Below are 26,054 nucleotides of genomic sequence, written 5' to 3' on the forward strand. Positions count from 1 at the left end.
GGCAGGCAGCTTAAGGTCTAGCCTCTCCGGAAGGGGCTGGCCGGGATCTGCGCATGTCATCTTTGCCCGCGGCACGGTTGTATGCCTCCAGGAAAGTTGTTCGGGCAAATTCCTCGATACTGGTTGCCGTCGTGTTCTTTTTGTCGCGTTGGACCGTGCCGCTGATGGTACCGTTCCCCATGGCAGTGCCCATTTCGATCAGGGAATCCGCCCAGTCCTCGGTCAGGCCTGCGCCGATCAGGTAGTTGCGCATTTCAGCTGAGGGTACTTCGACATATTCCAGCTCCGGCTTGTTGATGGCTTTCCCCAGTGCTTTCATCACATCCAGGTGATTCAGCTCTCTTTCCCCCAGAAGGTATTCAATATTGTGCGATTTGAAATCCGGATTCATCAGCAAGAAAGCGGCGCGAGCGGCAATGTCCCGCGTGGCAATCATGGAAATCGGAACCTCTGCGGGAATGACACCAAAATAGCGATTCATGGAAAGGATGCTGGGAATTCCGCCCAGCAGGTTTTCCATGAAATAGGTGGGACGCAAATGAACAATATCTGCGTGAGTAATGGCATTCAGGCGTTCTTCCTGATCGTGCAGTCCCAGAATAGGGCCGGTGCCGCTTTCAAGGTCCGCACCGATGCTGGAAAGATTGACGACTTTTTTTACGCCAGCTTCTTCAATAGCTTCGGCGATCACTTCACCGAATTTGTTTTGATAGAAACGCACTTCTTTGGCAGCCATGTTTGGGGGAATCATCGTGAAGATGGCGGAACAATCGCGCATGCAGTCCATCAGGAAGCCGACCTCGTTAGCATCACCTTGTGCCAGCTCTGCGCCACGAAAAGCTTCTTTGTTGGGAAAATGACGGGCGACGCAGCGGACTTGTTGTTCGTTGGCCAGTAAATGTGCGGTGATTTTAGAGCCGATATTACCCGTGGCTCCCATAACGAGAATCATAAAAAAACCTCCTTGTTAGAAGCCCATGGTAACCGGGGGACAAGGAGGTTCTTAACTTACAATTTGGAAAAAACTACTGGCGTCCGGACTTGGCGTCAGTCAGCAGTTGTTCTGCGTGAGCCAAGGACGTTTTGGAAATCTTCTCGCCGCTGATAAGGCGGGCAATTTCCTGAACACGGTCCTTTTGTTTGAGCTCTGACACAAGCATGCTGACGGAATCCTTCTGCGGAGACTTCTGAATAAAGAAGTGGATATCCCCGAAGGCCGCCACTTGCGGAAGGTGAGTCACACAGACCACCTGCTGTCCTTTGGCAATAGTGCGCAGCTTGCGACCCACTTTTTCTGCTGTTTCGCCGGAAACCCCGGTATCGACTTCATCAAACAGGTAAGTACGCGGCTGATTGGTGGAACCCACCACACGCTTCAAAGACAACAGAATACGGCTGAGCTCACCGCCAGAGGCAAACTTCGCCAGGGGACGTTTGGCATCCTTGGCAGAGGTTTGACTTAGGAATTCCACATCGCTCAATCCTGTGGATGCCAGCTCTTGCAGTTTTTCAGTCATCACATGGAAGGTGACACCTTTCATGTTCAGATCCAATAGTTCCGCGTTCACGCTGTCTGCCAGAAGCTCGGCACCTTTTTGTCGGCGCTTGTGCAATTCCGTGCCCAGGGCTTCCAGTTCTTTGAAAAGAACTGCAGCTTCTTTTTTCAAAGACTCCACTTTGGATTCAGAGTTTTGCAGATTGGAGATTTCAATTTCCATCTCCATCAGGGCTTTTAAAATATCATCCACAGTCGCGCCGTATTTTTTCTGCAATTTACGCAGATCGCTTAAGCGACCTTCGGCCTCTTCCAAACGCTGTGGGTCGGCATCAATCTTGTTCGCGTATTGGCGCAGATCATAGATGCTTTCATCAATCAATGTTTTTGCCTGCTCCAGATTTTCCAGTTTTGCCGCGATTTGTGGGTCCACACTGGAAAGCTCCAGACCTTTTTTCAGAATGGTATTCAGACGGCTGATGGCTGAATCGTCATCGTTGTATAAAGCGGCTTCCGCCTGATCCACGAAAGAACCAATGCGGTTGGAATTTTTAAGTTTTTTTACTTCAACTTCCAGCTCTTGATCTTCCCCGGGGGACAGATCAAGATTGGCGATTTCATCGCGCTGATATGTCAGGAAATCCAGACGCTGGGCCTTTTGTTTCGCATCACTTTCCAGTTTTTTGATTTCTGCAAAAATGGCGTTATAGCGGTTGAATTTTTCTGTGAACAGCAAACGCTTGTCCCAGGTCCCGGCATACTGATCCAGAAGATCCAGATGATAGTGCTTGGACATCAGGTTGCGGTTTTCATGCTGTCCGGTCATTTCAATCAGGGGTGCTGAGTGGCCCGCCAGTTCGACCATCGGCGCGACGATGTCACGTAAGCTGTTTAAAGTGCTTAGGCTGCCGTTCAGGTAAACTTTGGATTTGTCCCCGGCGCTCAGAATACGACGAACGATCAAAGTGTTTTCGTCGGCATCGATACCCATATCATGCAACATCTTCTGAATATCCGGACGGGAGGAAATATCAAAAGACCCCTCGATGGTGGCTTGTGTGGACCCGGTGCGAATAGTATCGCTGGAACCTTTTCCACCCATCAACAAGGACAGACTTTTTAACAGAACGGATTTGCCGGCACCGGTTTCACCGCTCATGATATTCAGTCCGTCTTTGAAAGAGATATGCAGACTGTCGATAATTGCAAAATTGGATACCTTCAACTCAAGTAACATAATCTTTGTTTCCTATAAGATCAGTTTCGATCGCCGAACTTTAATTTTTCACGCAGCAAATGGAAGTAGTTGTGATTGGGTTCACGAACCATCCAGTGGTCGTAGCAGGAACGACTGATCACCACTTCGTCTTCCGCGGTGATTTCCGTCACTTTTTGGCCGTCCACGATAAAGTGCGCTTTTTGCGTTTTGCCTTCCAGCTTAAAGGACAATTCCTTTTCATCCGGGAAGATCAAAGGGCGCGAGGTCAGACTGTGTGGCGCCACCGGAGTCACAATAAACACCGGTGATTCAGGATGGCAAATAGGGCCGCCTGCCGCCAGATTGTACGCGGTGGACCCCGAAGGGCTGGCGACGATAAAACCGTCGGCCTTCACCTGACTGACCAGAAATTTTTCAGAATAAATAGCGGTGTTGATCAATTGAGACATCGAGCCTCTTTCGATCACCATATCATTCAGGGCATGGTGTTCTTCGCGCACTTTCCCTTTGCGCAAAACTTTCGCAAAGATCATGGAGCGCGGACGTTGCACCATTTTCCCGTCCAGAGTTTTTTCAATGATTTCAAAGCAGGAATCCGCATTATGAGCCGTCAAAAAGCCCAAAGAGCCCATGTTAAAGCCCAGAATAGGAACACTGCGACCTTCCAGCAGGCGCACAGCACGCAGGTACGTTCCGTCGCCACCAAGAACGATGACCAGCTTCAGGTCATCCATGTGCTTTTTGGTTTTTGCCGCCTTTGTGCCCGCGACCACTTTCTGATCCGGGCAGGTGAAAACGTCAAAGCCGCGTTCTTTCAAAAACTCCGCGACCTTCTTAGCCAAAGAGACCGCTTGCGCAGTCTCCAGGCGATAGACCAAACCAATGCTGCCGTTATCCTTCAGAATCAGCTTGCTCTGTTTGTAGTCTTTGCTCAAAGAACTCTTCTTCATTAAATCAATCCATCACGACGCAAAAGAGCGTTCGGGTCCGGCTCACGACCGCGGAATTTCTTATACAAATCCATCGGGTGCTCGGTGCCGCCACGGCTCAGAACGTTGTCTTTGAACTTCTTGGCCACTTCCTGATTGAACAGGCCCTTTTCCTTGAAGTATTCAAAGGCATCCGCATCCAGAACCTCTGCCCATTTATAAGAATAATATCCGGCAGAGTAGCCACCTGCAAAGATGTGCCCGAAGCTGCAAGAAGAATTCGCGCCTTCCACCTTAGGGAACAGACGGGTTTCGGCCGTTGCCAGTTCTTCAAACGCATCCACATCCTTGATAGTCGCAGGATCTGTCGAGTGCCATGCCATATCCATCAGACCGAATTGCAACTGACGGCAGGACATGTAACCCGCCTGGAATTTTTGTGAGCGTTTTAGTTTCTCAATCAATTCAGCAGGCATCGGCTGGTTGGTTTCGTAATGACGGGCGAAGATATCCAAGCCCTCTTTTTCACCCACCCAGTTTTCCATGATCTGGGATGGAAGCTCCACGAAGTCCCAGTAAACATTGGTGCCGCTCAAAGACGGGTAAGTGCACTCAGACAACATACCGTGCAAAGCGTGACCGAATTCATGGAACAAAGTGCGAACTTCGTCGTAAGTCAGCAGGGACGGCTTGGTCGGAGTCGGCTGCGTGAAGTTGCACACGATGCTGACGTGTGGACGTTTCATTTCGCCTTCGATCAGACCCTGACTGCGGAACTGAGTCATCCATGCGCCGCCTTTTTTCGTCTCACGCGGGAAGAAGTCTGTGTAGAAAAGACCCATGTACTTGCCGGAAGCTTCCTCGAAGATCTCATAAGCTTTCACTTCCGGGTGGTAAACCGGGATGTCCTTGTTTTCTTTGAAAGTCAGGCCGTAAAGTTTCTTCGCGTGGGCAAAGACGCCTTCCACCACATTTTCAAGTTTGAAGTAAGGGCGCAGGTCCTCTTCATTGAAAGCGTATTTTTCCTCTTTCAATTTTTCAGAATAGTAAGCCACGTCCCAAGGTTTGATTTCTTTCAAACCATCCAACTTGTTGGCGAACTCTGTCAGCTCCTGCACGTCTTTCATTCCGGCATTTTTAGAAGCGGCCAGAAGCTTGTTCAGGAATTCCATCACTGTCGTTGGGCTTTTCGCCATACGCTCTGCCAAAACAAAGTCAGCGTGTGTGCTGAAGCTCAGGATTTTGGCGCGCTTGTTACGAAGCTCAACGATTTTCAAAACATTGGACTGGTTGTCGAATTCGCCTTTGTAGGCTTTGGAAGAAAACGCACGCCACATTTTTTCACGAAGGGCACGGTTTTTCGCATAAGTCATAAACGGCAGGTAAGAAGGGATTTGCAGATTGAAGAACCATTTGCCTTCGTGACCTTTGGCTTTGGCCTGAGCAGCAGCACCTTCCAGAATACCTTCCGGCAAACCATCCACATCTTCTTTTTTATCCAGAATCATTTCAAAAGAGTTGGTCGCCTTTAAAACATTCTCAGAGAACTTCGGTCCAAGTACAGAAAGTTCCTGATCAATCTGACGAAGAGCTTCTTTGTCAGATTCGTTCAGCAAAGCCCCGTTGCGAGTGAAGGACAGATAAGTTTTTTCCAAAAGACGATTTTGTTCGCCATTCAGGTTCAGCGTGGCACGCTTGTCGTAAACCGCTTTCACTCGGTTGAACACTTCTGCATCCAAAGAAATATCAGAAGCCAAAGAAGTCAGCTTCGGATAGATGTCCTTTGCCAAAGCCTGCAAAGACTCATCCGCATGAGCCACTTCCAAGTTGCTGTAGATCGTGGAAATCTGATCTGCCAGCAAGGACGCTGCTTCCAACGCCACAATGGTATTTTCAAAATCAGGAGCCGCAGGGTTGGCTTTGATCTTTGCCACATTGTCCTTGGCAATTTTAATAGCCTCTTCCACAGCCGGGACGTAGTGCTCCACTTTGATCAGATCAAAAGGCGCCGCCTGGTCTTTGTTTGTGAAAGGTTTTAAGAGAGGATTTGTCGTATTCATAGGAACCTCCAAAGAGTGATAAAACACCCCTCTTTTTTTCCATGAAAACAGGGCGAAATAAAGCGAAAACCACGGATAAAAAAATGACTCAACAGGACGCCACCGACCAGCCTAAAAAGCAGTACTTTAAAGGCTTTTGTGGCTATGCCTTGGTACTGCGTCCACACACAAGCCACGCACCATTCAGGGCCCTTTTTTTTGGATCGTTTTATACTGGAAACTGAGCCCTTGGGAGGGGGAGTAGCCCTTTTATGGGGCCTCCGGCCCAAGGATGATCGCGAAGCGATCGCCGGCAGAGGGCAGGAGCCCGTGCCCCAGCTAAGGAGCCCCTCCCTTCCCCCTAAGGCGTCGTCCTAGGAAGAGACAAAAAGAAAGGGCCCTCAGTGGTTTTACCTCCTGAGGGCCCATGATGTTGCGGCGTATTATTCCGTAATAACGGTCGAGAGTCCGCCGCTGCTCTCTAGTTTCTTACACAGACTCCCAGGTTAGAGCCAGCAATCACTTGGCGGCAGGTCGCCCCTGTGTCGCAAGAATTAGCCTGGCTCAGAATGCAGCTGCGGGTCAGGTTCTGGGAGCAAGAACCGAAGCTGTTGGGGGCCGATGGAATATTTGAATATTGAGGGAAGTTGGTCGCTACTTGTGGGGCCGCCGGGATGTAACTCCAAACATAACCATAAGTGTAGCCATTGGTGTAAGACCAATAGAACAACTGACCTGGAGGATTATCGTAGATCAGGTTTTGCTGAATACACCCCAGTCCCATCGTTCCATTGTAAGTCGGAAGATAACCTTGAGGGCATCCGCAGAAACCTTGATTCATGAAGATGTTGTTATAGTTGAAACCGTAGTTATAGCCATAACCATAGCCGTTGATGTACGGGAAATTATAAGGCTGGAAGCCTTGGTAATATCCGTACAAACCCGTATTACAGTTTGTCGTTCCGTTAATACAGTTTAGCTGTAACGGAGTCGTGGCTGTCGTTTGGTTGGTGCCGCCGCCGTCTTTGTCCGGTTGGCAGGCTGCCAAAGCGAAGACAGTGAAAACCAAATAAATGAGCCTTTTCATAAAGCACTCCCATAGTTAAAAATCTTTCAACAAAGCTTCCTATTCCAAGTTTCATGCCCTCTTCCGAGATACTCAGGTGCCATATATTCGCCCTCGCCCCCAGAATTTACAAAAACAGGCCCAAAATCGTCACCCAGCGCCCTAAAAGGTACGGACTTACTTTTGGTTGTGCGCGTGCGCTACCAAAAGTAAGTCCGTACCTTGATTGGGGGTTGGCAGATGGCTTGTTCCCCTTTACCCTATGGGGGTGATGATCGAAAGGAGTCGACCATGATGAAGTACATTGGATGTGTAATGGCTCTGCTTTTGGCTGTTCCGGGCCAGGCAGCGATTTCTTCTAAAAAAACCAAACCTGTTGCGACAAGAATTCTAAGTGGTGAAGGCGCAAGCTTCGGCGGTCTTGCTGGAAGTTCCTTTACTTTGGTGGATGTGCGCAGAACTGCGGATGCAAAAAAGAAAGTCGAGCGTTTGGTTTTTGATGTGGGTGATATGAACGGAGCGCCACTTAAAGGCTGGCCGGGATATTACTACGCGGAACTGAAAAAGAATCCTCAGCGTTTGGTGATCGATTTTGCACAGATGCCACGTTCGAATGTGGACCAGGGTAAACTGGCGGCGATCATGAAGTCATCCATGGCGGTTTCCCGCACACAGATGAGCCTGGACCCGGTGGACAGTTCTTTGAATCTGACTATGGATCTGAAGAAAAACACCAAGGTGCGCGTCTATCAGGTGGCTGGCAAAAAAAGCACCAGCAAAGTCGTTGTTGATTTGATCACGGAGTAGGAAGTGAAGCGACACTTCCTTATAGCAGCGGCCCTGCTTTTGACGGCAACTTCGGCACAGGCCCGCGTCTTTAATATCAATAAAGAAACTTTTGCTGCGTACTTCGGAGTGGGGGCGGCTGGTTCTCAGGTGGGAACCGGGGCTTTGGACAATGAGGCCTCCACCTCGATTTCCTACAGTGGCAATGTGAACTACAACTATTCCGGTGAATTCGGATTTATATATTCACGTCCGGCGGCCAGTCTGCGTTTTGGTTTTGAAATTCTTAAGCCCACCAATCTGGAAGGTTCCACGGCGGAAAATGCGGGAACTGAACTTTACAGCGCCGACAGCGAGATTCTGGGCTATGCCCCGAAACTGGCATTGGAACTGAACCTGCATGGTAACAACACGTCGCGCTCTTTTGTTTCGGTGGGTGTGGGGACAGCCAGTGTAACGTTGAAGAATGATTACACGCTGACCGCGGCAGGACAGGCTGCCTATCCCGGGGTTTCCAATCACGGCATTGAGGCCAAAGGTTCTGCGACGATGCTGAATGCTTCCTTGGGCTATGAAGGTCTGCTGACTGACACGACCACAATTGTGGTGGAGTTCGGGTATCGTCAGCTGAACATCGACAATCTGGAATACACCAAATCCGTCACAACATTTAAAGGTCCGGTGAACAGCGGTGACAAAGTCACAGATGTTTCCGGGGACAGTCGGGACTTGAATCTTTCCGGCGGCTATATCACTCTGGGTTTCCGTTTTTATCTCTAAAGGAGTCAGCAGCATGAGTGCTCTTTATCGTCTTAAGGGACTCGAATATTCATATCTATGGAACGGCGAACAGGTGCCGGTTTTAAAAGGCATTGATCTGGAGCTGGAAAAGGGATGCTTCACCTGCATCGTCGGACCCAGCGGAACTGGTAAAACCACTTTGTTGAATCTTTTGGGTCTGATTGATTCCCCCAGCAACGGCCATCTGGAGTTTGCTGGCGAAGATGTCACTCACTTAAAAGAATCCGAAAAAGAAAACGTTCGTCTGCACAAGGTGGGCTTTATCTTTCAGGCTTTCTATTTGATTCCGACACTGACAGTTCTGGAAAACACGTCTTACTTTCTGCCTTCTTTGGGATACAATCAGGCCAATGCCCACAAGGTTGCCATGGAAACCCTGGATCTGCTGGGCCTTGCGGACCATGCGAAAAAGAAACCTTTGGAGCTTTCCGGAGGGCAGCGTCAGCGTGTGGCAATTGCGCGTGCCATAGCCAAGAAACCTGCGGTGGTTCTGGCTGATGAACCCACAGCAAATTTGGATTCTGTGACAGCGGAAAAGACCATCAATGCCTTTAAAGAACTACAGAAGTCTGAAAACACCAGCTTCATCTTTTCAACTCATGATTCTCATCTGGTCAGTTTTGCCAAGTCTGTGTATCGCATGAAAGACGGGCAGATTGATAAAGGAGCTGTGTAATGCTGGAACTTCTGAAAATCTCCTGGAGAAATCTGTTCCGTAATCCGCGCAGAACCTGGGCCAGTCTTTGTACGGTGGCTTTGGGGTCGGCGGGATTGCTTATTTATCAGGGCTTTAACACAGGCGTGATGAATCAGTACCGTGAAAATGTCATTCATGGTTATTACGGTTACGGTCAGGTGTTTCCACAGAACTATTACGGCAAGGTTCATGAAACCCCGTGGAAGCTGTGGTTTGAAAATCCAGAGGAAATCGAACAGCAGATTCGCAGTTCTTCCTCAGTGACTCAGGTGTTCCCGCGTGTGTCTTTTTATTCCTTCATCGTTAAAGGTGGCATCACTCTGGGAGGAAAAGGGGAAGGCGTCATTCCGGAAAGAGAAAACACGTTCTTCACCGAAATGAACTTTATCGAAGGTCATGACCTGCAAGGTCAGGATCAGATCATTCTTGGTAAAGGCCTGGCGGAAAGCATTGATGCCAAAGCCGGGGATGTTGTGACTTTGTTAACCCAGACGGTGAACGGACAATTAAACGGGGCCGATCTGACTGTGGCCGGAATCTTCTTCACGGGTAAAAAGATCATTGATGATTCCTTCTATCGCGTGGATTTGAAGCAGGCCCAGCAGTTGCTGGATACGACCCGCGTGGAAATGTTCTCGTTGGCAACCAAAGGTGTTGAAGCTTGGTCTCAGGTGGACGCGGACCTGCGCAAGGTCAATCCCCAGTTGGAAGCAGTGCCGTTTGAGATTCTGGATAAGAACTACTATCAGAACTCGGTGGATTTCTTAAATGCACAGTTTTCATTCATTCGCTCTATCATTCTTGTAATTGTGGCAATGGGAATCTTCAATGTGATTTCGGTGGGCCTGTTGGAACGGGCCGGGGAAATGGGAGCTTTGCGGGCCAATGGTGAAAAGCGCAGCCGTCTGTTTAAGATTCTGATGATCGAAAACAGTTTGCTGGGAATTCTGGGGGGCTTTTTGGGAATCTGTCTGGCGGTTTTGGTGGATAAGACCCTGCTGTCCAAAGGGATTCCGATGCCACCGGCACCGGGGATCACGCGACAGTTTTTTGTATTTTTGGATATTCAGGCCGGGCACTATGTTCAGGCTCTTTTGCTGCCGATGATTGCCACAGTTCTGGCCAGCTTGTGGCCGGTGTCGAAGCTTCTGAAAAAATCCATTCCCGAACTTTTACGATCAACATAAGACAAAGCAAAAGCGGCCCCGGAGGCCGCTTTTTTTATTCCGTCTGGACCACACCATCGCTGTTGAATTTCTGCACGCGGCTATTGCCAACTTCACTTACGTAGAAGTTTCTGCCCACATCCACCATGATATCGACGGGCATCGTAAGCTCTCCAAGAGCACCTCCTGCCTGCCCGTAGGTGGCCAGCAGGGTTCTCGTGGCAGAGAACCGGACGACTTTGTTGCCTCCGGCATCCGCTACCAGGATGCTGCCATCAGTATCCACTGCAATACCGAAGACAGCAGCCAGATTCCCCAGAGCCCCTTGTGAGATTGTCCAGGCCACACTGTTGTCAGCGTTGATTTTTACCAGCGCTCGGAATGGAGCGTTTGGAGCGGAGGAGGAGGCATCGGAAACGACAACTCCGCCATCTGCGGTTGCGGCAACACTGATGGGTGAAATAATATGGCCGGTGCCAAGGGTTCCCAGTTCCACACCTGATGTATTCAGTTTTCGGATCACGCCATTAGTGCCATCCGGTTGGTAAATCACATCCATCTGGAGATCCTGGTCATAAACGATATCCAGGAAATAAGTTGAGCCGGTCGTTGTGATTTCACCAGCCGATGTCCCATCGGGGTTGAATTTCATGATCTTTCAGTTAACCCTATTGTAACCATAGATAATGCCGTTACTGTCGATATCAATATCATACATCAGAACGCCCCCGGCAAAGCCCAGATCAAAAAAGCCTGTGGTATCAAAGCGCTTAATGGCGGTGGTGTCGCTGACGTAAGTGTTTCCAAGGGTGTCGCGGGCGATTCCGAGTGCATTTATCAAAGTTGGATCATATCTATGATTCAGGGCCCCCGTGGTTTTGTTATAAACGCGTGTGGAAGAGCTGTTCATGACATAGACGTCATTTCCAGCTTCGGCAAAAGAGACGTCACTGGCAGTAAACGCGGTTGCCCCAACACTTCCATCAATGGCGTAAACCAGGTTGCCGGTACTATCGAAAGAAACCAGGAATCCGTTTGTGTTGTCACTCTGAGAGATCAGGAAGTTCCCGTTGGAAAGAATTTTCATGTCCTTGACGTTATTGGCCAGAGCGACTTGAGTCGGCCAGGTGAAGGACCCTGCGGCATCGAAGGCTCCATTCGCTGCATATTTTTGCAATCGAGCTGTCCAGGTCCGACGACGTAAACATTGCCTGTCGAGTCTATCGTGAAGCTGTCCAGCGAGTGGATTTCTCCGGGATTGGTGCCATAGCTTCCGTAGGCGGCCACATGGTTTGTCGCATTGGCTTTGCTGTACTTACGAACCTGATTGAAATAGGTCAGTCCAATATAAACGTCGTTGTTGGCATCAAAGACAATGCTATTCGGTGAGGGGAATTGTGCTGATTCTTGTGCAAACTCCTTGAAGATCCCCAGTGGATTTCCGTTGAGGTCATATTTCGTGATGTAATCACGGACGGCCACTCCTGAGGATCTTTCAACCAGTCCCACATAGATTAAGCCGGTTCCATCCACCCCAAGAGTTGTGATTTCCCCATTCGGCCACGCGGAAGCCGCAGGAAGGTTGATGCTTTTTAGAAGTTTTCCATCAGAAGTGAAAATATAGACCTTATGTTCAATTGGTGAAGCTGCTACGAACTTGTTCCCAGGGGCGGAACGCAGAAAGGACTTGTATTGAAGATTGAAGGCGGGTTGCCCCAAAGGAAAACTTCCTTTGATCACGGTGACATTCGGAGATTGATCATCGTCCCCTAAGGACGGAGAAGTGATCTGACCGAAGCGGTCCAGACTCATCGTGCAGGCTGAGGTAAAGATCAGGAAAGGGATGAGGAAAATTTTTTTGATTGATCCGTCGAACATACGGCTGCCTTTGTGTAAAATAACGCTCCAGTTTCATAGAACTTTTCGGAGCTTGGCAAAAGGCTCTCAAGGTATTCCGAATAAAATTAGCATCCTAAGAATTCTTAGTGCTCCGGGAAATCCTTCCAGTCACTCTGTCAGCGGCAGGCCTTCAGGGGAGAACTTCTGAACGCGGTGGTTCCCCATGTCGGCCACATACAAATTGCCTTTGGTATCAATAGCCAGACCAGTAGGAACGTTGAATTCACCCAGCGCAGCTCCCTGATGTCCGAAGCTTTTTAACAGTTCGCCTGTCGGGGACAGTTTGACGATTTGATGGTTATCAATGTCTGATATATAGATATTTCCGGAAGCGTCCACAGCGATTCCCCAAGGGCTTCCAAGGCCGGCAATATCTCCAATTGCAATTTCCCATTCCAAGGTATTGTCGTTTTTAATTTTCACCAACGCTCGTGGAGTGTTGGCAGAGTGGTCAAGAACCACAACTCCTCCAGAGGTCAGGGCGAAAGCGCTGGGCCCCGTCAGCAGGCCATTGCCCAAAGTGCCTTGCGGAGTTCCTAAAAGGCTGACTTTTTGAATGACCTGATCCGCGGGATCAGCGACGTAAATGACGTCTAAAGAGTCAATCTGGATAAAGTTCGTCGCATTGGTCAGGGTAAAACCGCCTTGGTCGCTGCCATTGGTGCTGAAATGTCTGATGTTGACACCGGTCATGTCAGGAAAGAAGGCTGTGTTGGCGCTATCAAAGGCCATCGCATAAGAACCAGTGCCGAAAGTGATGTCCCACAGGCCATAGTAATTGTGTTTTTCAATATTGGTTGGTGTGGAGACATATAAATTACCAAGCTTGTCAAAAGCCAGCCCAATGGGGCTTTCGATCATGCCGGGAACAACAAATTTTGGTGGTGAATCATTGAGGATGAACTTCAATGTGCGCCCATTATTGGTGATAAAAATAAAGTCAGTCGCGGGATCGGTGTATTCAGCACCGGTACTGTAGGGTGGGCCTGCCAAGGCCAAAGCTGATCCGGTGAAGGCGGTCCCTGAGGTGCTGCCATCATAGTAATAAATAGTACTTCCGGAGTTCGCTTTGAAAGCTGTGATCATGGCTCCAGAGGTGCCGACTTCAGAAAGCAGGATAGCCGGATCGACGCTGGAAAAGTACATGATAGAGTGAATGTCCGAGTTCGCCAGTTGACGAGGCCATGTTCCACCAGAAGTGAGCGTATTGGCTTCCACATCAAGCTTATGATAGACATTGCTGTCTTTATAAAAAGTGTACAGGGACCCGTTCTGATCCAGTATGAAATTGGAAAGGTGGAAATGGTACCCCAATATGTGCCAGGGAATGGTGTCACCGATATTGCGAATCAGCGTGCCTGCGGAGTCGTAAAGTTGAATCACAGTCAGTTCATTTAAGGCGATATAAACACGGTTCTGGCTGTCGCTCAGGATTCTTCCCGGCGTCGGCCACACGCCACTGTCTTCAGCGTATTCTTTGAAGATGCCCAGTCGTGTTCCGCTCAGACTGAATTTTTCCACATACTGACGGCGCAGACCTTGTGCGGAAGTTTGATCGACGGAAAGATAAATGATTCCAGCGGCGGTGACATGCAGTCCATTGACGGTCACTTGAGTTTGACTGTCAGGTTTGATCTGTACATTCACCAGTTGTTGTCCTCTGGAGTTGTAAACTGTCATTTTACCCTCGACGGGGGCATAGCTGACATAGCGACCATCAGGGGCCTGCACCAATTCGGATTTAATTTCTTCCCCGAAGGGCTTTTGTGAAAGTTGGAACTTGGGTTTGACAAGAATTTCATCTTCGCTGGCAGGAAGTTTGGCAGACTCATCCGCCAGATTGAAGTCGAGCGTACACCCAAGACAGTTAAAAATAACTGCACAGCTTAGAACCCAAACCGAAAACGTGCCGTTGGTCATGCGTACCTTTCTGAGCTCCGTTCTCCGCCCCGGGCAGAGGTCGAGGTCACGATTACCTATCGGGTTTTGTTAAAGATTGCTCAAGATTTCCAATATTACGGAGTAGTAAGGAAGTGCATAGATTGTTCCTGAGCCGGATATGAGGGGACGTTGTCTCAAAGTGAACACTTTTTGGTCAGCAGTGCCAAAATGACGTTTTAAAGACCTTTCTAGAGTCTGAAATCTAATTCAATGGCTTCCATAGTGTTCTGGATACGGTACGGGACTTGCTTGGTCTTTCTTACGGAGTGAAATAATATGCGAGTCTCTGTCCTGGTGAATTCAAAAGCAGGCTCTGTGAATGCAGAGTTGATCGAGGCGAAGGTGCGTGAGGCACTTTTCCGCTGCGATCTGCGTTTCTGTCGTCCTTCGACGATGATGGAGATGTTTGATTTCGTACAGGAGGAAATGGCCCAGAAAACCGACCACTTTATTATTTGTGGCGGCGACGGGACGATCAATGTGACCTTGCAGTGCCTGATGAAATATCAGAATGGCGCGCATATTCCTCCGATCGCAATTGTCCGCTCGGGGACAGCCAACGATCTAGCCCATGAAATCGGAGTTTCCCATCGTATTGACACCGCTGTTCGCAATATCTTTGAAGGTGTTGTGAAAAATATTGATGTGATTGAAATCACTGCTGAAGATCAGCGCGCCTTTATGCTGACGAACGGAGGCCTGGGACTTCCTGCCAAAGCTGCGGAATTGGCTAATAAATTCCGTTCTAATTTGCAGGCCTTGGCGAACAATCCGAAATCTGCAAAAGCCTATCGTTTCCTTGCTGAAAAAAGCTATCATGCCGTTAAAAAAATGGGTCCAAGTGTTTATTCCATGATGACGGCCGAGGCGATTCGCACCTGGAATCCTGAGGGCTGGGGTTTGGAAATTGAAATTCCCGGCAAAGTGAACGTCGAAACCACCTCTCCGATTGTCCTGGTCAATAACCAGCAGAAAATCGGTTCCAGCTTTGTTCCGGCTCCATTTACCTCCAATACCGACGGCACTGTGAATTTGCTTTTATCTGAAACCAATAATATTCCTTCACAAGCTTTGGCGGCTTATCACATCCGTCGTGGCACTGTTGAAAAATCTCCGGCCTTCAAGTCTTTTGAACTTAAAGAGTTCAGACTAAAGAGCCAGAATCCCCAGCGTTCTTTGACTTTCTTTGGGGATGGCGAGATCCTTCTCAGAGACGTTCAGGAAATCACAGTCCGTTGCATTCATCGCGGACTTCCAGTGATGGTCCGACAATAAGTCTATTCGGAGGTCACCGTGACCAAACCACGCATTCTCGTTACCGGGGGCACAGGCTTTCTCGGTAAACGGGTTCTTCCTTTGCTTCGTGAAAAATTCGAAGTCGATGTGCTGTCCCGTTCAGGCAAGACAGAAGTCCAGGGGGATTTGTGCCAGTGGAATGCCGGGCTGGATCTGGAATCCTTGTGTTCTAAAAACTATTCCGTTTTTTTGCACATGGCAGGCCTGTATGATCTGATGGCCGCAAAAGTGGACTGCTACCAGCACAATATTTCCGCAATGGGCACCGCCCTGAAAGTGGCTGAAGCTCTGCAGATTCCTTTCTTTGTAAATACCAGCACGGTGGCGGCAGGAATCAATTCCAGTCTGGGGGTCGTTCGCCCGAACGATTTGAATTTTGCCAAGCCTTTTCCAGATGCTTATTCGGAATCTAAAGCCCACGGAGAACAGGTTTTGCACAACTGGCCGATGGAACACACCACCGGACGCATTAATCTGCGTTTGGGAGTTTTGGTCGGGGACACCAAGACCGGAGCCATCGAAAGAATCGACGGACCTTACCATGCCGCCGAGGCATTCAATAAGATCCGCTCGCTGGTGGAGTCAGTTCCGACGTCTCTGCCGTTGCCGGGAAGTGAAAAAACACGTCTGCCTTTGGTTCCTGTGGATAAATGTGCCGAGGCTATTGTGAAGTTTTGCGAGTGGGCGGTGCAAAGCAAGCCCCAGGGCTATCACAGTTTCCATGTGACTCCGAATCAGGGGTTGTCGGTGCGTGATCTTTACACCTCTGCCTTGAAATCCCAGGCAATTCCTCACAAGGGTGTCGTGCTGGTCGATAAGATATCCGAGGCCTTGATTTTGAAAATTTCCAGTTTCATCGCGCGATTCCCGGAAGAGGAGTTGCACTATCTGATGAACTTCCCGATATACGACACCACGGCAACTCGTGAGATTTTAGGCGAAACGTGGTGCCCTGAATTCTTCCAATACGAACAAAAATTCTGGAGCGGTTATGAAGCGTACGTATCGAATCGCTGAGATCAGTTTTGGTCGCCCGCACTGGGATGCCGCCTATGAATTTGATTTTGCCGGGGACCATTACGAGGTTCAGCGTTTCAGCGCAAACTTCTCTGTGGAAACGGTGAAACGTCTGATCGGAACCCTGCGCAATCAGGTCGATGCTTTTGCTTTGACCAGTTTGCCTCCGGTGATCAAGTTGGATCAAAAAAGTTATGTGCACAGGCAGTATTTGGAAATCATGGCGACCCCGTCGCCGGTCCCGTTGTGTGACGGAACGGGCTTGCGTGAAATTGCCAATATCAATTCACTGGTAAAACATATTGAATCCGGCAGTATTCAACCTGAACGGGGAACGTTCTTCCCAACAGCGGTGCTGTCCACCGAACTTGAGGAATACATTCGTCATCGCTATCGCAAGTCCGTGTATATCGGTGACGCCTATTCCTTACTGGGGCTTCCGTGGATGATTCAGCCATTCCCGGGATTGATGACCATTTCCAAACTGGCGTTGAATGTTGCCAATATCAAAGACCTTAAAAACAACACGCCTCTGGCGCAAAGCAAGCTGCAAAAAATCAGTCGCTCTTCTTTAGCTGCTCAGGTGGAGGACGTTCAGTACGTCTTCTGTGATCTGCCGTTATTGCTGCTCTTTGACGCTGCCACTGATTTTGTGCGCGGAAAAGATCTGGTGATCTGGTCGTCGCATCCTGCGATGGAGGAAGAGGCTAAAAAGTATTCTCCACGCAGTATCATCAATCTGTTCCCGGAAAATTACCGGGTGCACCCGTATATGAACTATTCGGTTCTGGATGCGATGTTGCGCTTGTCACATAAGCGCACGGCAGCCCTGTCCATTGAAGAATGGGAACAGCTTATCACCGAGGACGTGGAAATCCGTCAGGTGGCGCGCAAGTACGTGATGACGCGCAATTCATCGACACAGACCAAGATTTCCCAAGGTATTAACTCGGTTCGCAATAAAATCTTCAAACAACCGGAACCGGACTTTGCCTTTGTTATTCATGCACTTTCCCACAACGACTTTATGCACGTGCCGGGATTGGGTGTGCTGAAGCACATGCCGAAGGAATGGAATGATTCTTTTGATCGCATGGCGGCCAAGGCTCCTCCGTTTGTGTACGGCAATATCAAACACATTATCAGCGCGGAAAGCGGTAAGGAAATCAACGGCATCATCTATGCTCTTCCCGCAACACCCAAGGTGCTGAAGGCTTCTGATCCTGAAGTGATCTATCGTAAAATCGAAAGCATCTGTTACGATGCTGCCAACCGGGGCGCCAAGATGATCGGGCTGGGGGCTTACACCAAGATTGTCGGTGACCAGGGTGTTACCATCAATCAGAACAGTCCGATCCCGGTGACCACCGGAAACAGCCTGAGTGCCTCGGCAACTTTATGGGCTTTGGCTGATGTCGTTCAGCGCATGCACTTGCTAAAGCAAAATCCTGAAACAGGTTATGTGGATGGCATGGCGATGGTGATCGGGGCGACCGGTTCTATCGGGAAGGTTTCAGCGAAGCTTCTTTCCATGATCTTTAAAAAGTTGTGTCTGGTGGCGCCGCGCTTGAATCGTCTGGAGGAACTTCGTCAGGAGATTCAGGCGATGTCACCGAAATGCGAAGTCATTATTACGACGGACGCCAATGAACTGGCGCCGGACGCGGATGTGCTGGTGACGGCGACCTCGGCCTTTGATCAAAAAATCGTGGATGTTATGCGCTTAAAACCAGGTGCGGTGGTCTGTGATTGTTCGCGCCCTTTGGATTTTGATATTGAAGATGCAAAAAAACGTCCGGATGTTCTTATCATTGAATCAGGCGAAGTGGTTTTGCCGGGTCCTGTGGAAATGAATTTTGAAATGGGTCTTCCGGGAAAAGCGGTCTATGCGTGTCTGGCGGAAACAGCGTTGCTAACTTTGGAAGGGCAGTATGAGCCTTTTACCATGGGGCGGGACATTGAATGGAACAAGGTCAAACAGATCTATCGCATGGCTCGTCGTCATGGCGTTCAGCTGGCTGCCATTCAGGGACACACTGGAATTATTACTGATAAGGAAATTGCCCTGACGCGGGACTTGGCGTTATCTAGAAGAAAGAAATAAGGAGATGTCATGAAGACACTTTTGGCGATCAGCAGCTTGTTTATCTCTTTGCATGCCTTTGCGGAAAATCCGGCGGAATGGGTGAAGAAGGCCGACAATATCCGCAATCCTGCTGAATCTTTTGAAATGAAAATCAAAGTGGAAACCTCGGAAAACACCTCGGTGTTTCAGGTCTATTTGAAAGGTCAGGATAAGACCCTGATTGTGACGAAAGAACCGGCCCGCGACAAGGGTCGCAACATGCTGATGTTAGACCGTGATTTCCACGCCTATGTGCCAAATCTGAAACGATCCATGCGTTTGTCGCTGGCACAAAAGCTGAGCGGTCAGGTGGCCAACGGGGATATTTCCCGCACACGCTGGTATGGTGATTACGATGTGACGAAAGAATCCGAAACCAAAGACGAGGTGCAGTTGCTGTTAAAAGGTAACAAAGACAACCTGACCTATGCGTGGGTGCGTCTGTGGTTGAAAAAAGGAACCTTTGCTCCGCAACGGGCCGAATATCTCGGTTTGAATGGCAAGACGGTTTTAAAGCGCGCCAGCTTTGAGGATTATAAAAGTATTTCCGGCGCGATTCGTCCGACGACTTTGAAAATCGAAGACACAAATAAACAAGTCAGTCATATTCGCATCCTTTCCATGGATAAAAAGGATTTCAGTGATTCTTTCTTCACAGTTCGTAATATGGAGAGCATGAAGTAAAGTGCTGCGTCTGATTCCTCTATTCTTATTGCTATTGGCTCCTATGGCGAGGGCAGACCTGGTGTTTGCACCTCGCTATGAGTATATCCGTGGCAAGGAAGATGAATTGGCCAACCGCCTGATTGTCAAAGGCAAGCTGAACAGCAATCTGGGGCCTTTCGGTGTTTTCGTTGAAGGCTTTGGTGAATTTGAAGCCAATGAAGATCAGGCCTTTATTCGTAAATCCCCGTCACGGGGGTATCTGCAAGAAGCTTACTTTGAATTCAAACTGGATTCATTCTATGTGCGCGTGGGTCGTCAGGCCATTCGCTGGAGCGAGATGTGGTCACAGCCCTCTTTGGATGTATGGTCCGGGCGTCGCTGGTCCCGCCTGTTCTTTGATCCATTTCAGGATCAGTTGACTCACCCCACGGGAGCCTCCTTTTCTTATGCGCGGGAAAGCTGGTCAGTGGATCTGGTGGGGATCGGTGAAACGGCAGAGACCACCTATCCGGTACCTGTGCCTGATTTTAAAGAGGATAAAAACACCAGCTTCGGCGGACGCGTGAAGGCCGATGTCTGGGGCTTTAGTTTGTCAGCCATGACAGCGCAGATTCTGAATGTGAATCACTATGGTGTGACGGCCAACTATGCCTTCGAGCAGGCGGTGCCGAAGTTTGAATATGGCTATATCGATGATACGACTTTACCGGATTCGGTGAAAAGTGATCGCAGTTTTGGCACGCTGGGAATGGATCTGTTTTTGGGGAACTGGATTGTGCTGCCGCAGGTGACATACTTTCAGGTCAACAGCCTGATGAAGTCAGAGTATCAGACTTCGTACTACATCAGCGCGCAGTGGAATCCAAATCGGCATGACGTGTTTATGCAGGTTTATCAGAATGTTTCGACCAAGGACCTTTTTGTGAATGCCAGCTATGGCTATAATTGGACAGATTATTTAACCACCTCCGTCTTTGCGCAGAACTATCAGGGCAGTGACGGCGGGCTTTACGATATGTATGAACAAATCACCGGGGGCTACGTTGTGGGCCTTCGTTTGGAAATGACAGGCAGTTTGCCTTTTTAACAGGAGTCGGGAATGGCAAAAGAATACTTTTCGGATTTAAACTACACGCTGTCCAACGAAGACACCCGCATCGAGTTTGAGCTGTTGCCGGAAAATGCAGAGCGTGTGTTTAGCATTGCCGGTTCGGGCGCCCGTTGTCTGCCTTTGATTGCGCGAAATCCGAAAAATCTGGATGTGATCGACATGTCTGTGTCCCAGCTTTATCTGTGCGAACTTCGTTTGCAGGCGATGAAGACCTTAACGTATGAAGAATATCTGTTTCTTCTGGGGTATCGTGGGGCTTTGCAGGGTGGTCACGATGAAGGCGACAACCGTATGGAATTGTATCAACGCCTGAAGCTTTCCGCAGAGGCCACTCAGTACTGGAATGATCGTGTGGATGGCTGGAAGGGTAAGGGGTTTATCCTGTTGGGACGTTGGGAGTCCCACTTCCAGAAGTTGGGCTATCTTTTCCGCGATGTTTTGCAGTGTGATTTCAGCAAGGTCTTTGCCGCCCAAAGCTTGACCGAGCAGATTGAGCTTTACGAAAAACACTGGCCGAAAATCCGCTGGAACAGCTTTATCCGGGTTGCTGCCAGTGAGTTTGTCTTTAACAAGTACCTGTATAAAGGCCATTTCAGCGGTCGTTCGGAACATAAAACCGAAGAGCGCGCCCCTTGGCAATTTATTATGGAGGAATTTGATCGCATCTTCCGCACGCAATTGGTGCGTAAGAACTATTTCATGCAGATTCTTTTCCTTGGCCGAATTGCTTATGAAGAAGGCCTGCCCTTGGAAGCCCACGAGCATGTGGTCGCTGCGGTGAAAAAGTCCAAAACAGAAGTGCGCTATCTGCACGGAAATCTTCTGGAAGAACTGCCCAAGCATGCTTATGACTTTATTTCTTTATCCGACACGATTTCTTATCTGGAACAGCGGGACGCCAATCAGATTTTGCAGCGTTTGAATCCGGAATCCAAAACCGGGACTCAGATGGTGATTCGCTCCTTTATGCGGGCGCCGACATTGATTGATATAAAGGGCTGGACGGAGCTGATGGATACGAACCAGTGGGCACAAAAAATAGATGGAACTGGCGTGTACCAGTTCCATATCTTTAAAAAGAATTAAGTTTTAGAAACTATTTGTTGGTGCACGTCACGTCGATGACGTCACCATCAATAGCCAGAACCCCACGACCGTCTTGCAGGTTGTAATTCAGGATCACGCCACGGGATGAGTTCCCGCCATCCAAATCATTGTCACGAACTGCCACTACGGAGCCGTTGTGATTTTGCAGAACCAGGAAGCGCTCTTTCTTCTCGCTCAGGTAATGAACAGTCACAGTTTCTTCGCCTCCATCACGATCCAATGTCATAAAGTCGATCTTATGAGACTGCGTTGTGCACTCAATACCATAGGCGGAAGCTGTGGTTGCGGAAAAGCCTACGACAAGCAAAAGAAGAGATGACAGAATTTTCATATAAACACTCCGATAATTTTAGTTAAACACACCACCGGTGTTGCCAGTTTTATGCCTGAATAAGCGCTCATTCAGCCCCAGCAGGCGTCATACGGCCTGTCTAATATCGAGACAAGTGACTTTTCTGCGTTGTTGTCGAGAAGCAAACTGTCCAGAAAGTTGACACTCTGGGGCTGCTCGCTGAAGTCTTTTCATGCGGGGAGCGGGAAACCCGAGGGAGGTTTTGGATATGGGAGGGGGTGTGGTAGAACCGTTTTCGCTTTAATAAATATCTCTCTGAATGGGGTTGTTATGAAGATGAAACTTCTTGTGGGTGCTGTTGCTTTGGTGATGGGTTCCTGGGCACAAAAGAGTGAAGCGTACTTTATTGCCTCTGAGCCGGCAAAGCTTCGTCCCGGCGTTCCTACGGACGTGTTTGTGGCGGGTTTTGGTAATGATCAGGGAACTCAGTTCCTGAAGTCTGCGATTCTGGGTGCGGCAGTGTCCCGCGATCGTTTCCCACAAAGACAGCGTGTGATCATCAGTGCGGTGAATGAGTCTTTCTCCATGGAAAGAGCCATGCTGGCTAAAGAGGGCTTTGGCTTCCGTAAAGAGGACAATGATGATCTGGGCAAAGAACGTCTGGTGCTGGCGTTGCAATATCTGAACGTGCCGGTCAGCTCTTTGCAGTTCTATGGACATGCAAACACGTATAATGGTTTCCGTCTTCAGGATAAAAGAGATCGTCTGGACCACGAAGATCCGGAATTTGCGGAAATCGGCAAGGTTCTGGCGCCGAATGCTTTTGTAGTGTTCCATTCCTGTAACTCGGGATGGCTGTTGGCTCCGGCAGCGGCGCAATTGTGGCGTCGTCCGGTCTTTGGTTCTTTCGCATCGTCTGACTTTCAGGAGATGATGACGGATGGCAACTGGTATTATCATGATGTGGGTTATTATCCGGAAAACCTGACTCGCATTGGAATGACCTCACGAATCACGCAAAAGACTTTGGAATGTACAACCAAGAAATGTCTGCGTTTGAAGCCGGTGAATTCCCCGTATGTGGATTCTTTCGGCACGTTTACGCGTGGTTTGGGTTTCTATAAGGTCTTTTCTCCGGTGGATGCGTTGATTCCTCAGGCGACGATTCATTTCACTTTGTTGACGCCTTCTGTGAAGCCATTGTCGTTGCAGTCTTCCCGCGCAGACATGATCGAAGCGGTGAAGGACTGGATGTGTCCGTCTGATAAAAGCGGCACCCGTCGCAAAGCGTGTTCTGATGCTATCGATAAACAGGCTTTCGTCAGCAATCCAACATTGAGTTTCTTTAACGGCAAAGCCGTGGCCTGCACGAACACTCGTTGTTCAACGATTACAAAGTGCAAAGTCTTGAAAAAGATATTCGGAGGCACTCCGTGTACAACAGTGGACTTGGACGACAAAGTCTCCACCGTCTTCTCCGATCAAATGAAGTCCATCTTCAAAGGCCTAGACCAATTCGAACTAGGCACCCTCTCCCTCTAAAAGATACCTGCTCACTTTTGCCGAAGCTCTGCAGCAAAATAGAAAACGGCCCGTTTTAGGGCCGTTTTGCTTTTTTAAGATCCGAACGTTCGGATCTTAAAAAAGCAAAACGGCCCTAAAACGGGCCGTTTTCTATTTTGCTGCAGAGCTTCTGCAAAAGTAAGCAGGTACCTTTTCCTCTAGTCGATGATTTTTATGGTGCCGGCTTTGGCGTCTATTCGGACTTTCATGCCGGTTTTTAGTTTTTTGGTTAGGCCCGGAATGCTGACGATGGCCGGGATTCCCATTTCTCGGGCGACGATGGCAGAGTGGGATAGCAAGCTTCCGCGCTCTACCAGCAGACCTGAAATGGATGGATACAACGGCACCCAGCCTGGATCGGTGCGAGCCGTTACCAGAATTTCGCCATTGAGTTCCAGATTGTCACTTGGGTTGATGATGACCTTCACCACGCCTTCCAGAACTCCCGGACAGCATGGCAGACCTTTTAGATCCCAGTCGCCTGTTTCGGAGGAGGCTGGCAGTTCTTCTTCTTTGATAAACTGATTGTTCCAATAAACCGCACCACGAGTCAGCACACGGGGGTCTGTTTCCTCGCCAAAGCCGGTGTAGTCTTTCTTGCGAAGTTCGACAAAGGCCTTCAGATTAAAGGACGGCAGAGTTCCATTGTAAATTCCGAAAACTTCCTCGATGGTCAGCCAGAAAATATCCCGTGGATGCTCCAAGGCCCCGAGTGCCGCCAGATCTTCACCGATGGACTGGAAGATCGTGCGGGCAATCCCGTAAATACGGGTGCGTGCGAAACGAGTGTTTTCGCGATTCTTCACAGCTTTGCGGGCGTGCTTCAGCACCCAGAAGTAGATTTTCTTTTTAAATCCTGTCAAATGGCCTGCGACTTTTTCTTCGGCCTTCTGGCGAAGATTTTTTTCGTGGCTGTCGTCATGAATTTCGACCTGACCGGATTTTAAGTAGTTCTTCAGACAGACAAACAAATAGCTTGGATCTGTCAGAAGGTCGATCTCTTCCAGCTTCATTTCACTCATGCAGCGGAAGCCGAAGCGATCCAGATAATCCAGCACCAGCTTGTAGAATTCTGTGTAAGGTGACTGATTCAAAGCCTCCAGCCCCTCTTTGGGGTCCGTGGTTTCAATCAATCGGCGCAGGCCTTCGTTTTGATTGGCTTTGTGAGCCAGTCGCAACAAAGCCTTTGTCGGCTCGGCACTTTCCAGTCCGCCTTCCCCGGCAAGCAGATCGTTTTGAATAGTGGAGTCCAATTCCTTGAGCCATGTCGTCGTAAGCTTGCGTAGCAAACCGAAATGCACCATGCACAGGAAGTCATTGATGATCGGTGCCTTCCAGCGGCCCAGCATGTTTCTTTCCACGTCCATATAGACGCGGATCAGCTGATCACCACGCATGCGTTTCAAAGGCATAGCACGGAAGCGGTCATAGTCCTTGTGGAAGGTGGTCAGGAAGTCATCGACGACCTTCTGAATAGTGAAGTGGTACTTGATAAAATTATATCCCGTCACCATCTTACGCACGCGTCCCATCGGAGTATCCCACGATGGATGCGGCTTAATACGGTCGGCAATTTCATCACTGAGGGCTTCAGAAACACCCATCATGGTTTCCATGAATTCGCGGTTCTGCTTAAAGCCGGGAAGTACCCCCACCAACTTATACCAGTTGAAAAGGTTGTAATACACACGACCGTTCAAAGATCCCAGCATGTAGCTAAGATAGGAGTCCATGTCCTTGATGATGTCGTTGGGTACACCCAGAACCTCACAGAACTGAACATAGACGGCTTTATAATTACGAAGAGCAAAGCTGAAGCTTAAAGGCGACGTCAATCCGCCGTAGGATTCAATGATATTGGAATTATCCCAAAGATTCGGATAGCCAATCAGATCCTGATCCAAGCTTGTTACCGGACGAGTTTGCAGAATGTAGATCTTGCCGTTTTCCACAGCCCATTCGATATCCTGAGGGCGATGATACTGTTCCTGAATTTTGTGACCCAGACGGTACAGACCATTTAGTTCCTCAGCATCTAAAGACGCCGTATTCATTTTATCAGCAGCAACCGGTTTCATTTCGCAATGACCAGAGGCCGACTTCTTCATCATTTCTTTCTTTTCGACTAGTTCTTCACGCAGCAACTTGCCGCTTTTCGCATCCAACCAGAAAGAGTCGGCATCCAGCGCGCCGGACACCAGGCCTTCACCGACACCATAGACGGCAGAAACAACGTAAGAGTCCGTTTTTTTCGCAACCGGATCACACGTGAACAGAACTCCGGACTTATCCGGGTCGATCATTCGTTGCAAGACGACGGAAACAGAGATTTTTTTAAGATCAATTTTGTTTTCCAGACGATATACCAAACCGCGCTCAGAAAAAGCCGAGGCCCAGCACTGGCGAATGTATTTTAGAATGTCCTCTTTGCCAGAGACATAAAGAAAACTTGAAAGCTGTCCGGCAAAGGAGTGCGATAAACTGTCTTCATCCGCCGCGGAAGAGCGCACCGAGAACACACGGTCGGCCCCCAGATCTTTCAGGGCTTCATCCAGAGACGTGGCCACTGTCAGAGGTAATGCTGTTCTTTCAAACAGAGCGTTAATATCTTTTTCTGCCTGTCCGGCGGTGATGTCCTGACGAAGCAGACGATCCAGAATATTTTCCAGATTCATTTTAACATCAGCAGATTGCAGGAAATCGTGGAAGTATCTTTTTCCAAAGACCACCCACTCTGGAACAGGAAGGCCCGCCTGTGACATCAGGTAAAGGTTAAAGCCTTTTCCTCCGGCCTCATTCTTGGCAAAAAACAGGGTCGATTTCGGGGTGACAAGCATGA

Annotated in this window: 22 protein-coding genes; 11 read left to right on the forward strand and 11 right to left on the reverse strand. The window is 49.1% G+C overall.

The genetic code is table 11. The annotated features are described in order from the left end of the window. Positions 1 to 10: 10 nt before the first annotated feature. The 5 genes from EZJ49_RS15400 to EZJ49_RS15420 all read right to left on the reverse strand — a co-directional run bounded on the left by EZJ49_RS15400 (position 11) and on the right by EZJ49_RS15420 (position 6,769). Positions 11 to 952: an NmrA family NAD(P)-binding protein gene (locus EZJ49_RS15400; protein ID WP_262553147.1), complete on the reverse strand. Its 942-nt coding sequence runs from the start codon at positions 950 to 952 to the stop codon at positions 11 to 13. A 73-nt stretch (positions 953 to 1,025) separates the two neighbouring features. Further along, the gene (recN, locus tag EZJ49_RS15405; protein WP_262553148.1) at positions 1,026 to 2,732 is read right to left on the reverse strand and encodes a DNA repair protein RecN; all 1,707 of its coding nucleotides are present in this window, start codon (positions 2,730 to 2,732) and stop codon (positions 1,026 to 1,028) included. A 20-nt stretch (positions 2,733 to 2,752) separates the two neighbouring features. Beyond that, on the reverse strand, positions 2,753 to 3,664 hold the full coding sequence (locus EZJ49_RS15410) for an NAD(+)/NADH kinase (RefSeq protein ID WP_262553150.1): 912 nt from the start codon (positions 3,662 to 3,664) through the stop codon (positions 2,753 to 2,755). Next, positions 3,664 to 5,703: a M3 family metallopeptidase gene (locus EZJ49_RS15415; RefSeq protein WP_262553151.1), complete on the reverse strand. Its 2,040-nt coding sequence runs from the start codon at positions 5,701 to 5,703 to the stop codon at positions 3,664 to 3,666. The genes EZJ49_RS15410 and EZJ49_RS15415 overlap by 1 nt, the downstream gene beginning before the upstream one ends. Positions 5,704 to 6,163: 460 nt before the next feature. Further along, the gene (locus tag EZJ49_RS15420; RefSeq protein WP_262553152.1) at positions 6,164 to 6,769 is read right to left on the reverse strand and encodes a hypothetical protein; all 606 of its coding nucleotides are present in this window, start codon (positions 6,767 to 6,769) and stop codon (positions 6,164 to 6,166) included. A 270-nt stretch (positions 6,770 to 7,039) separates the two neighbouring features. Between EZJ49_RS15420 and EZJ49_RS15425 the strand changes: the two genes are divergently transcribed. The 4 genes from EZJ49_RS15425 to EZJ49_RS15440 are packed head-to-tail and all read left to right on the forward strand — an operon-like array spanning position 7,040 to position 10,219. Beyond that, positions 7,040 to 7,555, forward strand: a complete 516-nt coding sequence (locus EZJ49_RS15425; RefSeq protein ID WP_262553153.1) for a hypothetical protein — start codon at positions 7,040 to 7,042, stop codon at positions 7,553 to 7,555. Between the two features lie 3 nt (positions 7,556 to 7,558). Next, positions 7,559 to 8,314 carry a hypothetical protein gene (locus EZJ49_RS15430; protein ID WP_262553154.1) on the forward strand — a complete coding sequence of 252 codons (756 nt, stop codon included), beginning with the start codon at positions 7,559 to 7,561 and terminating at the stop codon, positions 8,312 to 8,314. Between the two features lie 13 nt (positions 8,315 to 8,327). Beyond that, positions 8,328 to 9,011, forward strand: a complete 684-nt coding sequence (locus EZJ49_RS15435; protein WP_262553156.1) for an ABC transporter ATP-binding protein — start codon at positions 8,328 to 8,330, stop codon at positions 9,009 to 9,011. Continuing rightward, entirely contained in the window at positions 9,011 to 10,219 is a 1,209-nt protein-coding gene (locus EZJ49_RS15440) for an ABC transporter permease (protein ID WP_262553158.1), read from the forward strand. Before EZJ49_RS15435 ends, EZJ49_RS15440 begins: the two co-directional genes overlap by 1 nt. 34 nt (positions 10,220 to 10,253) lie before the next feature. Here the strand turns inward: EZJ49_RS15440 and EZJ49_RS15445 are convergent, their stop codons facing one another. The 4 genes from EZJ49_RS15445 to EZJ49_RS15460 all read right to left on the reverse strand — a co-directional run bounded on the left by EZJ49_RS15445 (position 10,254) and on the right by EZJ49_RS15460 (position 14,017). Next, the gene (locus tag EZJ49_RS15445; protein ID WP_262553159.1) at positions 10,254 to 10,850 is read right to left on the reverse strand and encodes an NHL repeat-containing protein; all 597 of its coding nucleotides are present in this window, start codon (positions 10,848 to 10,850) and stop codon (positions 10,254 to 10,256) included. A gap of 6 nt (positions 10,851 to 10,856) precedes the next feature. Further along, positions 10,857 to 11,285, reverse strand: a complete 429-nt coding sequence (locus EZJ49_RS15450) for a hypothetical protein (protein WP_262553160.1) — start codon at positions 11,283 to 11,285, stop codon at positions 10,857 to 10,859. Next, the gene (locus tag EZJ49_RS15455; protein ID WP_262553161.1) at positions 11,282 to 12,076 is read right to left on the reverse strand and encodes a hypothetical protein; all 795 of its coding nucleotides are present in this window, start codon (positions 12,074 to 12,076) and stop codon (positions 11,282 to 11,284) included. The genes EZJ49_RS15450 and EZJ49_RS15455 overlap by 4 nt, the downstream gene beginning before the upstream one ends. A 129-nt stretch (positions 12,077 to 12,205) precedes the next feature. Then, positions 12,206 to 14,017 (reverse strand): NHL repeat-containing protein, encoded by a 1,812-nt coding sequence (locus EZJ49_RS15460; protein ID WP_262553162.1) that lies wholly within the window; start codon positions 14,015 to 14,017, stop codon positions 12,206 to 12,208. Between the two features lie 297 nt (positions 14,018 to 14,314). On the opposite strand from EZJ49_RS15460, the gene EZJ49_RS15465 reads away from it, so the two are divergent. From EZJ49_RS15465 to EZJ49_RS15490, 6 genes are read left to right on the forward strand one after another with little or no spacing between them, the layout of a single operon-like run. Further along, a complete protein-coding gene (locus tag EZJ49_RS15465; RefSeq protein WP_262553163.1) occupies positions 14,315 to 15,313 on the forward strand; it encodes a diacylglycerol/lipid kinase family protein in 999 nt (332 codons plus the stop codon). A gap of 18 nt (positions 15,314 to 15,331) precedes the next feature. Next, entirely contained in the window at positions 15,332 to 16,351 is a 1,020-nt protein-coding gene (locus tag EZJ49_RS15470; RefSeq protein ID WP_262553164.1) for an SDR family oxidoreductase, read from the forward strand. After that, positions 16,326 to 18,455, forward strand: coding sequence for a dehydrogenase (locus EZJ49_RS15475; RefSeq protein ID WP_262553165.1), 2,130 nt, complete (start codon positions 16,326 to 16,328; stop codon positions 18,453 to 18,455). The genes EZJ49_RS15470 and EZJ49_RS15475 overlap by 26 nt, the downstream gene beginning before the upstream one ends. Positions 18,456 to 18,464: 9 nt before the next feature. Continuing rightward, the gene (locus tag EZJ49_RS15480; protein ID WP_262553166.1) at positions 18,465 to 19,160 is read left to right on the forward strand and encodes an outer membrane lipoprotein-sorting protein; all 696 of its coding nucleotides are present in this window, start codon (positions 18,465 to 18,467) and stop codon (positions 19,158 to 19,160) included. 43 nt (positions 19,161 to 19,203) lie between these two features. Next, positions 19,204 to 20,229, forward strand: a complete 1,026-nt coding sequence (locus tag EZJ49_RS15485) for a hypothetical protein (RefSeq protein ID WP_262553167.1) — start codon at positions 19,204 to 19,206, stop codon at positions 20,227 to 20,229. A gap of 12 nt (positions 20,230 to 20,241) precedes the next feature. Further along, positions 20,242 to 21,339 carry a BtaA family protein gene (locus EZJ49_RS15490; RefSeq protein ID WP_262553169.1) on the forward strand — a complete coding sequence of 366 codons (1,098 nt, stop codon included), beginning with the start codon at positions 20,242 to 20,244 and terminating at the stop codon, positions 21,337 to 21,339. A 10-nt stretch (positions 21,340 to 21,349) separates the two neighbouring features. Here the strand turns inward: EZJ49_RS15490 and EZJ49_RS15495 are convergent, their stop codons facing one another. Then, positions 21,350 to 21,691, reverse strand: coding sequence for a hypothetical protein (locus tag EZJ49_RS15495; RefSeq protein WP_262553170.1), 342 nt, complete (start codon positions 21,689 to 21,691; stop codon positions 21,350 to 21,352). Positions 21,692 to 21,982: 291 nt separating this feature from the next. Here EZJ49_RS15495 and EZJ49_RS15500 point away from each other — a divergent pair, with 291 nt between their 5' ends. Further along, on the forward strand, positions 21,983 to 23,194 hold the full coding sequence (locus tag EZJ49_RS15500; RefSeq protein ID WP_262553171.1) for a hypothetical protein: 1,212 nt from the start codon (positions 21,983 to 21,985) through the stop codon (positions 23,192 to 23,194). A 179-nt stretch (positions 23,195 to 23,373) separates the two neighbouring features. Here EZJ49_RS15500 and EZJ49_RS15505 read toward each other — a convergent pair whose 3' ends face one another. Further along, positions 23,374 to 26,052, reverse strand: coding sequence for a phosphoenolpyruvate synthase (locus tag EZJ49_RS15505; protein ID WP_262553172.1), 2,679 nt, complete (start codon positions 26,050 to 26,052; stop codon positions 23,374 to 23,376). Positions 26,053 to 26,054: the final 2 nt, after the last annotated feature.

Origin of the sequence: Bdellovibrio bacteriovorus (assembly GCF_025558485.1) — a bacterium.
Lineage (GTDB): Bacteria > Bdellovibrionota > Bdellovibrionia > Bdellovibrionales > Bdellovibrionaceae > Bdellovibrio > Bdellovibrio bacteriovorus_G.

What these genes read in the sequence shown, in the direction of transcription:
- EZJ49_RS15475 (WP_262553165.1), top strand. Translation starts at nt 16,326, where the DNA reads ATGAAGCGTACGTATCGAATCGCTGAGATCAGTTTTGGTCGCCCGCAC.
- EZJ49_RS15455 (WP_262553161.1), bottom strand. Translation starts at nt 12,076, where the DNA reads ATGTTCGACGGATCAATCAAAAAAATTTTCCTCATCCCTTTCCTGATC.
- EZJ49_RS15420 (WP_262553152.1), bottom strand. Translation starts at nt 6,769, where the DNA reads ATGAAAAGGCTCATTTATTTGGTTTTCACTGTCTTCGCTTTGGCAGCC.
- EZJ49_RS15465 (WP_262553163.1), top strand. Translation starts at nt 14,315, where the DNA reads ATGCGAGTCTCTGTCCTGGTGAATTCAAAAGCAGGCTCTGTGAATGCA.
- EZJ49_RS15485 (WP_262553167.1), top strand. Translation starts at nt 19,204, where the DNA reads ATGGCGAGGGCAGACCTGGTGTTTGCACCTCGCTATGAGTATATCCGT.
- EZJ49_RS15425 (WP_262553153.1), top strand. Translation starts at nt 7,040, where the DNA reads ATGATGAAGTACATTGGATGTGTAATGGCTCTGCTTTTGGCTGTTCCG.
- EZJ49_RS15480 (WP_262553166.1), top strand. Translation starts at nt 18,465, where the DNA reads ATGAAGACACTTTTGGCGATCAGCAGCTTGTTTATCTCTTTGCATGCC.
- recN (WP_262553148.1), bottom strand. Translation starts at nt 2,732, where the DNA reads ATGTTACTTGAGTTGAAGGTATCCAATTTTGCAATTATCGACAGTCTG.
- EZJ49_RS15410 (WP_262553150.1), bottom strand. Translation starts at nt 3,664, where the DNA reads ATGAAGAAGAGTTCTTTGAGCAAAGACTACAAACAGAGCAAGCTGATT.
- EZJ49_RS15445 (WP_262553159.1), bottom strand. Translation starts at nt 10,850, where the DNA reads ATGAAATTCAACCCCGATGGGACATCGGCTGGTGAAATCACAACGACC.
- EZJ49_RS15505 (WP_262553172.1), bottom strand. Translation starts at nt 26,052, where the DNA reads ATGCTTGTCACCCCGAAATCGACCCTGTTTTTTGCCAAGAATGAGGCC.
- EZJ49_RS15450 (WP_262553160.1), bottom strand. Translation starts at nt 11,285, where the DNA reads ATGAAAATTCTTTCCAACGGGAACTTCCTGATCTCTCAGAGTGACAAC.
- EZJ49_RS15415 (WP_262553151.1), bottom strand. Translation starts at nt 5,703, where the DNA reads ATGAATACGACAAATCCTCTCTTAAAACCTTTCACAAACAAAGACCAG.
- EZJ49_RS15460 (WP_262553162.1), bottom strand. Translation starts at nt 14,017, where the DNA reads ATGACCAACGGCACGTTTTCGGTTTGGGTTCTAAGCTGTGCAGTTATT.
- EZJ49_RS15435 (WP_262553156.1), top strand. Translation starts at nt 8,328, where the DNA reads ATGAGTGCTCTTTATCGTCTTAAGGGACTCGAATATTCATATCTATGG.
- EZJ49_RS15490 (WP_262553169.1), top strand. Translation starts at nt 20,242, where the DNA reads ATGGCAAAAGAATACTTTTCGGATTTAAACTACACGCTGTCCAACGAA.
- EZJ49_RS15400 (WP_262553147.1), bottom strand. Translation starts at nt 952, where the DNA reads ATGATTCTCGTTATGGGAGCCACGGGTAATATCGGCTCTAAAATCACC.
- EZJ49_RS15440 (WP_262553158.1), top strand. Translation starts at nt 9,011, where the DNA reads ATGCTGGAACTTCTGAAAATCTCCTGGAGAAATCTGTTCCGTAATCCG.
- EZJ49_RS15500 (WP_262553171.1), top strand. Translation starts at nt 21,983, where the DNA reads ATGAAGATGAAACTTCTTGTGGGTGCTGTTGCTTTGGTGATGGGTTCC.
- EZJ49_RS15495 (WP_262553170.1), bottom strand. Translation starts at nt 21,691, where the DNA reads ATGAAAATTCTGTCATCTCTTCTTTTGCTTGTCGTAGGCTTTTCCGCA.